This is a genomic window from Afipia sp. DC4300-2b1 (assembly GCF_049895725.1).
Lineage (GTDB): Bacteria > Pseudomonadota > Alphaproteobacteria > Rhizobiales > Xanthobacteraceae > Afipia > Afipia broomeae.
In genome coordinates this window covers 1-13,253 of the sequence record NZ_JAFCSX010000003.1, presented here as the reverse complement: position 1 = coordinate 13,253, position 13,253 = coordinate 1, and the positions used below count along the sequence as shown (strand labels likewise).

Here is a 13,253-nt window from a genome sequence, read left to right as displayed (position 1 = left end):
GACATTATAGTGCGTGTTTTAATGGTCAGCCAAGTCGTTTGTTTCGCTTATGAAAGCGACAGCGCTCGTGGCCTGGAATGTCCGGAAATTGCGGGTTAGACGCGCCCTATCGCAGGAAGCGCTGGCGGTAGATGCTGGCGTGGATAGGTCTTACGTCGGACGAATCGAGCGTGGAGTCGAGAATCCCACCGTCGAGACTTTAGAGCGGCTGGCAGTGGCCTTGGATATCCCCGTCACGGAGCTTTTGGCCGTACCTAAAGCAAACGAGAGGCCTCCAGCTACGCTTCGGAAGGGTCGCAAGAAGCGTTAGCCGTGCAACGACGAGCCTTGATTGCCGTTTAATATTTTACACGTGCGCTCAGCGCGCGCTATCGGGCCTATCAGCCTTGCGGGAAAATTTCTCAGTAAGGTCGTGCAGGATCTTTTCTTTGGCGTCTACATTCTCAGTTCGCGTAATGAGCGGTTATGGAATGATGCGGGAAACAACATTGCAATAGCTCGGTTCGATGCATTGCGGGTCAATGCTCTTTTAAAAGCGGACATTCGCTCTCAGACAGCGGGCGGAATGCGTTCTCGCCAGGAATTGTTGCGACGACTTTCATAAGATCCCATTCGCCCTTTGATTCCTCGGGGGGCTTGGTTCCAAGAAGATACATGTCCCGGATCACTCGGCCGTCTTTGCGCAATTTTCCGTTCTTGGTCATAAAATCGTTGATGGGCATGTCCTTCATTTTTGCCATGACCACTTTAGCTTCCTTGGTGCCAGCGGCCTGAACTGCTTTTAAATAGTGCATCGCGGCGCTGTAAGTTCCGGCTTGGACCTGCGTCGGGGGCTGGCCGTATTCTTGCCAGAACCGCCTGGAAAAGGCGCGGGTTTCGTCATTCTGATCCCAGTAAAATGCTTCGACGAACTGAAGTCCTTGTGTCGCCTTCAACCCAAGCGCATGAATCTCCGTCACCTGCATAAGCAGGCCGACCATGCGTTGTTCTTTTCCTATGCCAAATTCGGCACCTTGCTTGAGCGCGTTAATCGTATCGGCGCCCGCATTTGCGACGCCGATGATTTGCGCCTTCGAGCTCTGTGCTTGCAACAAGAACGAACTGAAGTCCGACGAGCCGATCGGATGCCGGACACCGCCGATTACCGTTCCGCCAAGCGCCTTCACAAAGTAGGCGGCGTTGGCTTCCAGCGCATGTCCGAAGGCATAGTCGGCCGTGATGAAGTACCAGCTTTTGCCGCCTTGCCGCACAACGGCGCTCGCTGCGCCTTTTGCAAGTGCATATGTGTCGTAAACCCAATGAGCTGAATTTGGCGAGCAGGCTTTTCCTGTGAGGTCCGCTGTCGCCGGCGTTGTCGCCAGAGTCATCGTGTTCTTCTCAAGCGCCAGCTTCTGAACGGCGAGGGCGGCTCCTGAACTCCCCATGCCGAGAATGACCTCGACATGGTCGACATCGAACCATTTCCGCGCAGTGGCCATGCCGATATCGGGCTTGTTTTGAAGATCGGCCGAAACCAGTTCGATCGGCTTTCCAAACAAGGTCCCGCCGAAATCCCTGATCGCCATTTTGACTGCGAGCACGTTGCCCTGTCCGGAATTTTCGGCATAAGGGCCGCTCATATCGTCAAGGACGGCGAGCTTGACCGGTTCGCCGTGGACCTGAGCGATTGCATCGCCACTGAGAAAATACAGCAGCATGACGAATGATTGCATCCCAACGCAGGCCACTAATTTTCTCAGCATGGTGTTCCTCCTTTTGTTACGCGGCCTTTCCGGCCATTATCACGCCTTGTGTGAGAAGTGCGTCCACTGCTTCCTGCTCGATCCCGGCCTCTCTCAAGACTTCCACAGTGTGCTCGCCAAGTTGCGGAGCATGACGCGTGGAGACTGGCTGCGAGGCAGACCATTCGGTTGGGATTGCAATGTCCTTGATCGGCCCTTCCGACGGGTGATTTACCGTTCGGATATAGCCAATCGCGTTAAGATGCTCGTCGGTCAAGATGTCATCGAGCGAATGCATTTTCGCGACTGGGATATCGGCCTTCGTGAACAGCGCGATCCATTCCGCGGTCGTTCTGGTTGCGAGCACGCCGGCCAAATAGCCATAAACCTCGTCGATATGCTTCAGTCGCTCGTTTTGGGATGAGAACCGGATATCGGTTTCGAAAATCTGCGGCTGACCGATCACATCGAAGAAACTGCGCCAGTGTTTGTCGGAATAAACGAGCGTACAGACGTAGCCGTCGGCGGTTCTGTGCGGACGGCGGTTGTGCGCGAGGCTTCGTTGATAGCCGAGGTCTCCAACAGCCGGTTCGAAAGCGGACCCCGCGAGGTGTTCGCCGAGAACGATCGACAGCAGGCCTTCATACATCGGCACATCGACGCGCTGCCCAATGCCCGTCACATCCCGATGATGCAGGGCGGCGAGCGTCGCGAAGGCGACCTGCAATCCGACGATCCTGTCGGCCAGGATGATCGGGGCGTATCGAGGCTCTTGCGCTCCTGCTTTCATTGAAAGCCAGGGCAGGCCTGACATGCCTTGAATGAGATCGTCGTAGGCCGGCCGCGCCGCATATGGTCTGCGCTGGCTGAACCCGAACGCGCCGACATAGATGATTTTCGGATTGACCTTGTAAATGTCTTCGTACGAAAGGCCGAGCCGGGCCATCGCTTTGGGGCGGATATTGTAAAGGATGATGTCCGCATCCTTCGCAAGTTTCAAAAAAATCTCGCGACCGGCTGCCTTTTTCAGATCAATGACGACTGAACGCTTGCTCCGATTGGTCGAAAGATAAAGATGGCCCATCCCCGGATTCTTCATGGGACCCGACAGACGCATCACATCGCCGTCCGGCGATTCGATTTTCACCACGTCGGCGCCGTGGTCGCCGAGCAATTGACAGGCGTAAGGGCCCATCACAACGCTCGTGAGGTCGAGTATGCGAATATGGTCCAGCGGCCGGCTTTTCATCCGTCTCTACTCGTTGGTGCGCGTCTGACGGACTCTAGGCTGCATGCTGCTTCAGCATCTCTCGCGCTATGACTAATTGCTGTATCTGGCTCGTGCCTTCGTAGATCCGCAGCAGGCGGGCATCGCGGAATAATCGTTCAATCGGATACTCCTTGATGTAGCCGTAGCCCCCATGAATTTGCAGGACGCGGTCCGCGATCCGGCCCAGCGCTTCCGTCGTGAAGTACTTGCAGCACGCTGTTTCCTTCGTCACAGGCCGCCCGTCGTCGCGCATCCGCGCGACGCGCTCGACCATTGCCCGCGAAGCCAATGCCTCGGCCGCACAGTCAGCCAGCATCCCTTGGATCAACTGAAACTGTGAGATTGGCTTGCCGAACTGCACGCGATCGGACGCGTATCGCAAACCTTCGTCGATCAGCCGCTCGCTCAATCCCGTGGCGACGGCAGACATATGGAGCCGCGCATGGTCCAATGACCGCATTGCGGTCTTGAAGCCCACGCCCTCTTGACCGCCGAGCAGTGCGTGCGCCGGCACCCGGCAGTTTTCAAAAATAACGTCCGCGGTGTGGGAGCCGCGAAACCCCATCTTTTTGTTGCGCGGTCCAATGGTGATGCCGGGTGTTTCCCTTTCGACGAGAAAAGCGGATATGCCGGATGTCTTTTGTTGTTTCGAATCGGTTCGGGCAAATACGGTGAAGATGTTGGCATGTGGCGAATTGGTCGTGAACCGCTTAGTGCCGTTGATGACGTAGTGATCGCCATCACGCGTTGCCTTGGTCGTCAAAGCCCCAGCGTCGGACCCAGCTCCGGGTTCGGTCAGGCAGAAAGACGCGATGCAATCTCCAGTCGCGATGCGTGGCAAATATTTTTGTCGCTGCTCTTCGGTGCCATCAATAATTATGCCCAGCGTGCCGACGCCGTTGCTGGTCCCGAAATAGGATCGGAACACCGGAGAGGCGTAACCGATTTCGCAAACGACGCTTACTTCTTCGAGCATCGATAGACCGAGGCCGCCGTATTGCTCCGGAATCGTCATACCGAAATAGCCAAACTCCTTTAGCTTCGAGACGATGTGATCCGGAATTTCGTCGTGCTCCTCGACCCATTCCTCGGATGGAATGAGATCGTCGCGGACAAAGCGCCTGGTTTGATCCACCATCGATTGTAGTGTGTCGACATCAACCATGAAGGTCTTCTCGCGATTTTGGTTTAACGTTGGCCGCTGCAACGTAGTGCTGGTGCAGCACCTTGAGATGCTGCTCCATTTCCTTGATGGCCTGCGCGGAGTTGCGGGCCCGCAGGTGCTTCAGGAACCTGCGACGTGACTTGATGACGTCGATGCCCATGACGGAGCCCACCTCCGCTATGAAGTCTCTCAGGATGTTCATGAGGGATTTCATCATCATGATGAGAACGGGATTACCCGTCAGTTCTGCCAGCAGGATATGAAATTGAACGTTTAACTGCGTTTTCGCCGCTAAATTACCGGCCAGCGTTTCGCGTTCCGCCTCGTCAACATTGTCTTCGAGGGTTTGCAGGTCTGCTTTCTCAGCGATTTCGCAGGCGACCTTTATCACCGCCGATTCAATGGCCAGCCGAGCATCGGTGAGTTGAGCGAGCGAGATTCCCCCGACCTCGACCATCCCGCGCATGATCTTGGTGAAGGGCTGGGAATCTTTGGCAACAAACGCTCCGCCCGCTGCACCTTTCTTCAACTTGAGTTGCCCGACAGATTCGAGTGAACGAAGGGCTTCTCGCACAACATGCCGGCTTACCCCGAATGCAGAAGCCAGCTCCCGCTCGTTAGGAAGCTTTTCACCTGAAGCCAGTGCACCAGATTGGATCTGCTCCCCGATCTGATGGGAGATTTTCTCAAATAGTCGGGTGCTTTTGACGGTCAAAAAATCCATTTCTGTCCAATACATGAATGATTGGACCAAAGCAACCGGTTGTAGGAATGTACGGACTTGCGAGACATCCTTTAACCTAAGCCTCAACGGCAGGAAGGATGATCAGGATGTACAAATTCAGGCGCGATGTGGACCACAAGCTGCGGGTGCTCCAACACGCTGACAAGATTGGTGATGTCGGCAAGGCGTGTCGGTAGTTTGGCGTCGGCAGAGCCAGCTTCTATCGCTGGCGGACGGCTTATCGGCAGCACGGCCTGACAGGCCTCGAGAACCGCAAAACAGCGCCGAAGAATCCCGCCAATCGCACGTCTCCGGAGATCGTCGAGAAGGTCCTGCACCTTCGTAAGACCTATCGTCTCGGGCCCATACGCATCGTCTGGTATCTGGCGCGTTATCACGCCATCACCATCTCCGATGCCGGCGTGTATCACATCCTCAGGCGCAACGGCCTCAGCCGGCTGCCCGGCGGCACGCGTGTTCGCAAGATCCACACTCAGAGATACCAGAAACAGGTGCCGGGTCATCAGATCCAGGTCGACGTCAAGTTCTTGAAATTCGAAGGAAAAGACGGGAAGCCCGTCAAGCGCTACCAGTACACGGCGATCGACGATGCCACGCGCATTCGCGCCCTGAAAATCTCCGACCGGCACAATCAGTCGAACGCGATCGACTTCATCAATACCATCATCGACAGATTTCCGTTCCGCATCCGCGAGGTGCGAACGGACAACGGCCATGAATTCCAGGCCCAGTTCCGCTGGCATGTTGAGGACCTGGGCATTCGCCACGCATATATCAAACCTGCGTCGCCTCAGCTCAACGGCAAGGTCGAGCGATCACATCGAACGGATGAGCAGGAGTTCTATCAGCTCCTCACCTACACAGATGATATCGACCTTCGCGCAAGGCTGTCAGAGTGGGAGCAGTTCTACAACCTCTCCAGACCACACGGTGCATTCAACGGAAAGGCGCCTTACGAAGTGCTTCGTGAGCGACTATAATTGGCGAGCCGATGTCTCATAAGTGCGCTTACATTACAGCCTGTTTCATCTGCTTTGTGATTTGCTCGGCAACGAATTTTTTCCTTAGACCCGTTGGCCAGCGAAACCGTTCCCGCTCCCGACCATGATCCCTTAAACTGCTTGAAAGGTCCTGCTTGCGCAGATGCCGTTGCTGCAAGCATTGTTAGTGCTGCAACCCTCATTGAGATGATCGTGGTTTTCATCGAAAAATCCTGTGTCGGCCTAAGCGTAAGATTTCTGGACCCATTCAGTTCCCGGGTGCGACGCAATAATCTCTCGTGCCAGAATTTTTCCCGCACCCTTGCCAAACCGTTGTGTCACCATATAGTAAGCACGCTTACTATATGGGAGCGGCCTGATGGAAGCAAATTCCCCGACCCTTGGATTTTTACTGCATGACGTAGCTCGGCTTTTGCGCCGAAGGTTCGAGCAGAATGCGCGTGGGGCTGGGCTGACCAGATCACAATGGCAGGTGCTTGCCTATCTTTCCCAGAACGAAGGGATCAACCAGACCGGGCTTGCCGACCTGCTGGAGATCGAAGCGGTTACCTTGGGACGAATTGTCGACAAGCTCGAAACGCAGGGACTGGTTGAACGGCTGCCGCATCCCGCCGACCGCAGGTCGTGGATCCTTCATCTAACGCCCGCCGCGCGTCCGGCGCTGGCACAGGTTCGCCGACTCGGCGACATTACGCGCGGTGAGGCGTTGGTTGGCGTGTCAGAAGCGGACACCTGGTCTTTGTTAAACACACTGCAATTGCTGAAGTCCAATCTGGCGCAAGCATGCGAGGTGCCGGTCTGCACTCAAAAGAGAGCAAGCCATGGGTAATCCGAGCGACAATCCTGGCAAACGGGACCCTGAGAGCGACAACAAAAGCTTAGTCGAGGACGACAAGGTGCGTCGTATTAATCATCTGGTAGAGACCTCTGATGCGGCTAGTGGTCAACGCACCGAACTGAAAGCACCGAGCGAAAACCGGACGCCGCCGCCGGAGTCCGACGAAGGGCCTAAATCGCCAAGGAAATCGCTGAAGCGGCCTTTGATGTTCGCTCTTCTGCCAGTGGCGCTGGTGGTTGCCACCTACTTTTATGTCACCGGCGGCGCCGTGATGTCGACGGACAACGCCTATGTTCAGGCCGACATGGTCGGATTGTCGACCGACGTGTCCGGAATCGTGCGAGAGGTGCTGGTGAAGGATAACCAGACCGTTGCGAAAGACGACGTGCTGTTCAAACTGGATGATTTGCCCTTCCGTCTTGCGCTGCAGAAGGCCGAGGCGCAGGTTGGCAACACGCGTAACGACCTTATCGCGCTCCAGACCAGTTACCGCAACATGCAGAGTCAGGTCGAGCAGGCCAAGAAGGACGTTGATTTCAACGAAGTCAACTTCAAGCGCCAGCAGCAGCTAATCGCCAACAATTTCACCCCGCAGGCCTCGTTCGACGCCGCCCGCAATACACTGCAGGGCGCGCAACAAAAGCTTGCCTCGCTGACGCAACAGCTGGCCGGCATCGCGGCCAATCTCAACGGGGACCCCGATGCCCCGGTCGAGGATCATCCGCGCTACAAGGATTCGCTTGCCTCGCGCGACGAAGCGGCGCGGCAGCTTGCGCACACGACTGTGCGCGCGCCGTTTGCCGGCATCGTGACCAACGTGCCGTCGCTGCAACCCGGCCAGTACATGGCAGCCGCCACCACGGCCTTCAACATCGTCTCGTCCGATCACGTCTGGGTTCAGTCGAGTCCGAAGGAAACCGAACTGACCTATGTCAGGCCGGGTCAGCATGCGGTGATCGAAGTGGACACCTATCCGGGTTTCCAGTGGAACGGCACGGTAGACAGTATCAGTCCGGCATCGGCATCGAGCTTCTCGCTGCTGCCTGCGGAAAACACCAGCGGCAATTGGGTCAAGGTGGTGCAGCGCATTCCGATGCGTGTGCGCGTCGAGAACGCGCCTGGCAAACCGCCGCTGCGCGTGGGTATGAGCGTGGCACTGAGCATCGACACCGGTCATCCGCGCGGCTTCCCGCATTTTCTCAGCGCGATGTTTGGCGGTTCGGGAGCCTGATATGCCGACCGGCAACGCAGCCACGCAGCACACGGCCAACCGGGCGGCGATTACGGCCTGCATCATCCTGTCCGTGATCATGCAGGCGCTTGATACAACGATCGCCAACGTGGCGCTGCCCTACATGCAGGGCAGCGTATCGGCCAGTGCAGATCAGATCAATTGGGTGCTGACATCCTACATCGTGGCCGCGGCGATTATGACGCCGCCTTCGGGATTCTTCGCCAACAGGTTTGGCCGCAAACGTGTGTTGATGGTTGCAATCACCGGCTTCGTTGTGGCGTCCGTGCTCTGCGGAATCGCGCAATCGCTGTTTCAGATTGTCGCATTCCGTCTGTTGCAGGGAATGTTCGGCGCGGCGCTGGTGCCTATTGCGCAATCGATCCTGCTCGACATTTACACTCCGGAGGAGCGCGGCTCCGCGATGGCGCTATTCGGCGTATCGGTCATGGTCGGGCCGGTGCTCGGGCCGGTAATCGGCGGATGGCTGACCGATCATATGTCATGGCGATGGGTGTTCTACATTAACGTCCCCATCGGGGCGCTCGCATTCCTTGGCATCTCGCTTTACATGAAGGAAACGAAGATCGCTGCCGAGACAAAATTGGATTGGCTCGGTTTCGGCAGCTTGAGCGTCGCCATTGCGGCTATGCAGGTGTGTCTCGACCGGGGTTCGCAGCTTGATTGGTTTTCGTCATTCGAGATTTTAATCGAAGCGGTTGTCGCAGCGTCGGCGTTCTACATCTTCCTCGTTCACACATTCACGGCAAAGCGATCATTCGTAAATCCGCGATTGTTTCTCGACCGCAATTTCGCGGTGGGAATGTTTTTTATTTTCATCGTCGGCGTGACCTACCTGGCGTCGATGGCGTTGATGACACCCTATCTCCAGACGCTGATGGGCTATCCCGTCGTCACCGCTGGGCTCGTTATGGGCCCACGAGGATTGGGCACCATGGTCTGCATGTTCATGGTTGGCCGCCTGATCGGCAAAGTCGATACACGGTTTTTGCTCATGACCGGCCTGCTGCTGACCGCGTGGGCGATGTATGACATGACCGGTTGGACCCCCGACGTTTCGCAGTGGACCATCGCGGTGACCGGTTTTGTCCAGGGGGCCGGGCTGGGATTTTTGTTCGTCCCGCTCACCACCGTGACATTCGCGACGCTCGCGCCCGAGAGCCGTGCGGACGCCACGGGTCTGTACAATCTTTCGCGCAACGTGGGATCGAGCGTCGGAATCTCTGTTGTTTCCTATTTGTTGGTCAGGAACAATCAGATCAACCACGCAACCATCGGGAGTCATGTGACTGCGGTTAATCGTGCGTTCAACGATGGCGCGGTGATGAAGGTTCTAAGCCCCTGGACGGCGAGCGGTCGTGCGGCTTTGGATCTTGTGATCCAGAAGCAAGCCGCGATCATTAGCTACATGAACGATTTCAAACTCATGATGATCCTGAGCCTCGCAGCCATTCCGCTGTTGCTGTTGCTGCGGGGTGCTTCGCCGGCAACAGGCAGTGATCATGCAGTAGTAATGGAGTGAGCCTCCGAAATGGCAAATCGCCATCGCGGACGCTTACTTTAAACTTCGCGCGATATGAATCCAGAAAGGCCATCGGTCCGGCGAATTCGTTCTCTCGTTCACAAGAGAAGACTGATGAAGATTGCGACCAACGCGGCAATCATGCCAAGCATCGAAATAAGCACGACCTGCACGGCATAGCGCCCGACGCGTGGACGAACTGTTTCACTCACCGGTCTCGTCCCATAGCAACGAAATGCTCGAACCCTGGACGAAGAAACGGCCGGTCTGCGGATGGGACTGCAATCCGCTGACCGGCCGCGTCACGACGCTGTCCTTACGGGCGTTTCCAGATCAGCTGTCGTGCAGCACTCCGGCAGGCCGCGCGATTTTTGTTTCTTGGAATCGCTTCGGACCTGACCGGAATGCCGATCTCGTGAATGGCGTTTGGTGGTTGTGAAAAAACAGCCCAAGCTCGGGACTTGTTGGCTGGCAGCGTCCTCGGAGAAGGTCCTGGGGCAATGAATCATGACTAGCCTCATAAGAAACTATACTGTATCGTTTATAAATCGGCGTTCGGATCTGCAAGGAAAATTGTGACGAACACGCAAAGAGATGCTGATTTGCCCCATTCTGTTGCGTTGCAGCGGAAGAAATCGGGAGGGCGACCAACCCGCGAGGAAGCAGTGCACCGAGATGCCCGGCTGCTCGACATCGCCACGACATTATTCATGGAGCGGGGTTTTGACGGCACGTCGATCGATGCCGTCGCGGAATCGGCGGGCGTAAGCAAGCCCACCGTTTACAATCGATACAAGGACAAGCGCGATCTGTTCGCCGCCGTGCTGCGCAGCAGGATCAGGCTTTGGCTGGCTCCCATATCCGCTGCCGCCGAAAGCCAAATGAAGGCGACCGGCGTTGAGAGCGTTGAGGAGACCCTGCATCAGCTTAGCCTTGACATGCTGGCGCATTCGATGACGCCCGACGTCGCAATGTTACAGCGGGTTGTGGCGGCGCAGGCGATGCGATTCCCCGAATTGGCCACGTTGGCGCATGAAGAAGGATGGCTGCGCGCCGTCCGGGGCGTTGCAACGCTGCTGCGTCATTTTGGGAGACTTGGCCAGATAAAGGCCGATGACCCGGCAGTCGAGGCGGACCTTTTTCTCAATCTTGTACTCGGTCACGCCAAGAGACTCGCGCTTTTCGGTATCGCTGTCGTTCCTGCGGAGGAAGAGGTGCGCAGACGTAAGGCGGTCGAACTTTTTCTCAATGGCACAAGAACACGCTGACCTATTTTTCCGCCTGAATTACCGATGAAAGTGCATGACATGTCTTACGCAACCGATCAAGGCCATGCCAGGATACAGACAGAACAGCGCGGCGGAACGAACGCAACATGTGATCCGCACCAGAAAAATGCTGGCGGGATGACCAACCAAGCCCTTGCTGAATTGTCGGAGGGTCAGTCGCTGGCGGCAGGTGACCGGGTCAGAATGAGCTCGCGCGGGAGAGCGCGACATCCTAAATACGGCGATCGCGAAGGTTTCATTGTCAGCAAAGGATCCCCAAGTAGCTGGCGCGTCAAATTCGACGAACGTAAATCAATCCAGAGCATCCATCGCGACTATCTTGAGAAAGTGGATAGCGCAGATCATTCGTGGCAAGCGGATTGTGGATTTGGAGATCTCGATAAAGCGAGACCGCAATCGTACGGAACGCCCGGTTGATCTTTATTCAGCGCCCAGGGCGTCAGAAGTATGCAGCGTATGTCCTCTCGTTGGCTTTTCTTACAGGATGTAGCTCTCTTCCCCGAACGCCCTATACGGAGGTCGATGCTACAACGTCGCAGGTCTTGAATCTGGCTGACGTGCGCAGATACGCCGATGAGCCTGCGGCGAGCTTCATCGATAACACGTCTCAGCCATATCGCAGGGATCCGTTGACCTATCTCGCGCTATCGGGTGGAGGAGCGGACGGTGCATATGGTGCTGGCGTTCTCAACGGGTGGACCGCATCGGGAACGCGTCCGACGTTTTCAATCGTGTCGGGTGTGAGTACGGGTGCCCTGATCGCACCGTTCGCTTTTCTAGGTCCGCAATACGACGAGACCTTGCGCGATATCTATACTAGCGGCGTCGCCGCAAGCCTGATCGATACGCCAAATGTGCTCAACGCACTTTTTGGTGCGGGCCTTTCAGGCAATAGCCGACTGCGCGAACTGGTCGCGCAGTATGTCAATCAGGAAATGCTTGTCTCGGTCGCTGCGGAATACGCCAAGGGCAGGAAATTATTCATTGTCACGACCAACCTCGACACCCAGCGCACCGTGATCTGGGATATGGGCCGTATTGCTAAAGTAGGATCGCCTAAAGCGCTGAGTTTGTTCAGGGACGTTGTTACGGCGTCGGCAAGCATCCCGGTAGTGTTTCCGCCGATGCTGATCGATGCGCAAGCGAACGGGAAACAATTCCAGGAGATGCACGTGGACGGCGGCGTGACGGCGCCCGTTCTAACGGTGCCGGAGGCATTTTTGCTTCAGAAGGCAAGCCCAGGGGGCGACCTCCGGCTGGCGATATATGTCATCATAAACGACAAGGTGGAGCGTGACTTTCAGTTGGTCGACAACAAGACGGCCGACATAGCCGCGCGAGCTTCGGCGTCCGTGACGAAGACGCAGGTTCGCTCGATCTTGCAGGAAACTTATGATTTTACCCGCCGCAACCGTTTCGGTTTCAACCTGACTTACGTCGATAAGGACATACCGAAGTCGAGCTCGTTGGGGTTCCAGACCGAGTATATGCGCGGACTTTATCAGTACGGATTTGAGAAAGCTCAAACGCCTGGATTTTGGGTCAATGCGCCTCCGACCGACGGCCGCTTGCCACCCGCCCGCCTTCGTGCCTCTGCAAAAATGTAAAGTTTCGCGTGGCCGCACAGCTCGCAGAACATGCCGTTGGCGACGGCGCCTCCCTCCGGCGCACCTTTGCGCAAGAGAATCAAATCAAGCAGGGTAGATTTTCCTAGCGGGAAGTCGGTTAGGGTTTCGGGGGATGATTCATTGGAGTGATTGCACGCCGAGCCTAGCGGATTTAGCTTGCGGTTTCCACGAACGTTATGCCAATGCGCTTTTCTTTGCGCCATACGACATGAGCGTGACGGCGGAGAGGCTCGCCTTGGATGTGCAGCTCAAACGTTTCTGGAATGCCGATGGGGCTAATGACCTCCAGCGCCGCGCCGGAATCTGAGATATTGCGCACCACGCAACTAATACTTCCGCTGCCTTTGAACACGATGGTCCCCGGCTTCAGGACGCGTTGCCGCCGCACACGTCGTTTGTCAGTCGCGGCTAAACTGGTTGGCAGATCTGTCGGGCTCTTCATCGTTTATACTTTGATGCAGATGTTATATCGTATTCCAAGGCAATCCACCAGTGTTCGAAGCTGTTACATGGCGGATCCAAACACAGAGCTGGCTAGGTATACAGTGATACGACAGAGAATCACGAATCAAATTTGCAAGGAATCCCCTTTCGAATGGTCGATTTCCGGCAAATTCGATTTCCACAGATCGTCAATTCAAGATTCAAAATCAACGGCTTGGGAATTCTTCACGGACGACAAAGTAATCAGCACTAACCTGGCGGGGATGTCCCGGTCAATGTTGAAATTGGAGGGCAGGCGTTGCTCACCTTGAGCCTGTAGGCTCGGGGTGTCGAATCCGCAAAGGAGAGCAACGCCATGAAGAAATCTACCACATCTCC

Annotated in this window: 13 protein-coding genes and 1 pseudogene; 8 read left to right on the top strand and 6 right to left on the bottom strand. The window is 56.2% G+C overall.

Annotated elements, in window-relative coordinates:
- Positions 1–49 precede the first annotated feature (49 nt).
- On the top strand, positions 50–310 hold the full coding sequence (locus tag ACP7AL_RS12395; protein WP_425991704.1) for a helix-turn-helix domain-containing protein: 261 nt from the start codon (positions 50–52) through the stop codon (positions 308–310).
- A gap of 208 nt (positions 311–518) precedes the next feature.
- Here the strand turns inward: ACP7AL_RS12395 and ACP7AL_RS12390 are convergent, their stop codons facing one another.
- The 4 genes from ACP7AL_RS12390 to ACP7AL_RS12375 are packed head-to-tail and all read right to left on the bottom strand — an operon-like array spanning position 519 to position 4,880.
- On the bottom strand, positions 519–1,742 hold the full coding sequence (locus ACP7AL_RS12390; protein WP_425991702.1) for an ABC transporter substrate-binding protein: 1,224 nt from the start codon (positions 1,740–1,742) through the stop codon (positions 519–521).
- 16 nt (positions 1,743–1,758) lie between these two features.
- The gene (locus ACP7AL_RS12385; RefSeq protein WP_425991700.1) at positions 1,759–2,970 is read right to left on the bottom strand and encodes a CaiB/BaiF CoA transferase family protein; all 1,212 of its coding nucleotides are present in this window, start codon (positions 2,968–2,970) and stop codon (positions 1,759–1,761) included.
- Between the two features lie 34 nt (positions 2,971–3,004).
- On the bottom strand, positions 3,005–4,156 hold the full coding sequence (locus ACP7AL_RS12380; protein WP_425991698.1) for an acyl-CoA dehydrogenase family protein: 1,152 nt from the start codon (positions 4,154–4,156) through the stop codon (positions 3,005–3,007).
- Positions 4,149–4,880 carry a FadR/GntR family transcriptional regulator gene (locus ACP7AL_RS12375; protein ID WP_425991696.1) on the bottom strand — a complete coding sequence of 244 codons (732 nt, stop codon included), beginning with the start codon at positions 4,878–4,880 and terminating at the stop codon, positions 4,149–4,151. The genes ACP7AL_RS12380 and ACP7AL_RS12375 overlap by 8 nt, the downstream gene beginning before the upstream one ends.
- A 107-nt stretch (positions 4,881–4,987) precedes the next feature.
- Here ACP7AL_RS12375 and ACP7AL_RS12370 point away from each other — a divergent pair.
- The 7 genes and pseudogenes from ACP7AL_RS12370 to ACP7AL_RS12340 all read left to right on the top strand — a co-directional run bounded on the left by ACP7AL_RS12370 (position 4,988) and on the right by ACP7AL_RS12340 (position 12,410).
- Positions 4,988–5,881 (top strand): annotated as a pseudogene (locus ACP7AL_RS12370) (IS481 family transposase).
- A 379-nt stretch (positions 5,882–6,260) separates the two neighbouring features.
- The gene (locus tag ACP7AL_RS12365; protein WP_425991694.1) at positions 6,261–6,731 is read left to right on the top strand and encodes a MarR family winged helix-turn-helix transcriptional regulator; all 471 of its coding nucleotides are present in this window, start codon (positions 6,261–6,263) and stop codon (positions 6,729–6,731) included.
- Entirely contained in the window at positions 6,724–7,971 is a 1,248-nt protein-coding gene (locus ACP7AL_RS12360; RefSeq protein WP_425991692.1) for an HlyD family secretion protein, read from the top strand. The genes ACP7AL_RS12365 and ACP7AL_RS12360 overlap by 8 nt, the downstream gene beginning before the upstream one ends.
- A gap of 1 nt (position 7,972) precedes the next feature.
- Entirely contained in the window at positions 7,973–9,514 is a 1,542-nt protein-coding gene (locus tag ACP7AL_RS12355) for a DHA2 family efflux MFS transporter permease subunit (protein WP_425991690.1), read from the top strand.
- A 575-nt stretch (positions 9,515–10,089) separates the two neighbouring features.
- The gene (locus ACP7AL_RS12350; protein WP_425991688.1) at positions 10,090–10,782 is read left to right on the top strand and encodes a TetR/AcrR family transcriptional regulator; all 693 of its coding nucleotides are present in this window, start codon (positions 10,090–10,092) and stop codon (positions 10,780–10,782) included.
- 24 nt (positions 10,783–10,806) lie between these two features.
- The gene (locus tag ACP7AL_RS12345) at positions 10,807–11,220 is read left to right on the top strand and encodes a hypothetical protein (RefSeq protein ID WP_425991686.1); all 414 of its coding nucleotides are present in this window, start codon (positions 10,807–10,809) and stop codon (positions 11,218–11,220) included.
- 5 nt (positions 11,221–11,225) lie between these two features.
- Entirely contained in the window at positions 11,226–12,410 is a 1,185-nt protein-coding gene (locus ACP7AL_RS12340) for a patatin-like phospholipase family protein (protein ID WP_425992929.1), read from the top strand.
- Positions 12,411–12,582: 172 nt separating this feature from the next.
- On the opposite strand, the gene ACP7AL_RS12335 is transcribed toward ACP7AL_RS12340, so the two are convergent.
- The gene (locus tag ACP7AL_RS12335; RefSeq protein WP_425991684.1) at positions 12,583–12,873 is read right to left on the bottom strand and encodes a PilZ domain-containing protein; all 291 of its coding nucleotides are present in this window, start codon (positions 12,871–12,873) and stop codon (positions 12,583–12,585) included.
- A gap of 195 nt (positions 12,874–13,068) precedes the next feature.
- On the bottom strand, positions 13,069–13,253 hold a 185-nt coding region (locus ACP7AL_RS12330), incomplete at its 5' end, for a hypothetical protein (protein WP_425991682.1).

Coding starts and splice junctions, on each gene's coding strand:
- ACP7AL_RS12395 (WP_425991704.1), top strand. CDS start 50: ATGAAAGCGACAGCGCTCGTGGCCTGGAATGTCCGGAAATTGCGGGTT.
- ACP7AL_RS12390 (WP_425991702.1), bottom strand. CDS start 1,742: ATGCTGAGAAAATTAGTGGCCTGCGTTGGGATGCAATCATTCGTCATG.
- ACP7AL_RS12385 (WP_425991700.1), bottom strand. CDS start 2,970: ATGAAAAGCCGGCCGCTGGACCATATTCGCATACTCGACCTCACGAGC.
- ACP7AL_RS12380 (WP_425991698.1), bottom strand. CDS start 4,156: ATGGTTGATGTCGACACACTACAATCGATGGTGGATCAAACCAGGCGC.
- ACP7AL_RS12375 (WP_425991696.1), bottom strand. CDS start 4,880: ATGGATTTTTTGACCGTCAAAAGCACCCGACTATTTGAGAAAATCTCC.
- ACP7AL_RS12365 (WP_425991694.1), top strand. CDS start 6,261: ATGGAAGCAAATTCCCCGACCCTTGGATTTTTACTGCATGACGTAGCT.
- ACP7AL_RS12360 (WP_425991692.1), top strand. CDS start 6,724: ATGGGTAATCCGAGCGACAATCCTGGCAAACGGGACCCTGAGAGCGAC.
- ACP7AL_RS12355 (WP_425991690.1), top strand. CDS start 7,973: ATGCCGACCGGCAACGCAGCCACGCAGCACACGGCCAACCGGGCGGCG.
- ACP7AL_RS12345 (WP_425991686.1), top strand. CDS start 10,807: ATGAAAGTGCATGACATGTCTTACGCAACCGATCAAGGCCATGCCAGG.
- ACP7AL_RS12335 (WP_425991684.1), bottom strand. CDS start 12,873: ATGAAGAGCCCGACAGATCTGCCAACCAGTTTAGCCGCGACTGACAAA.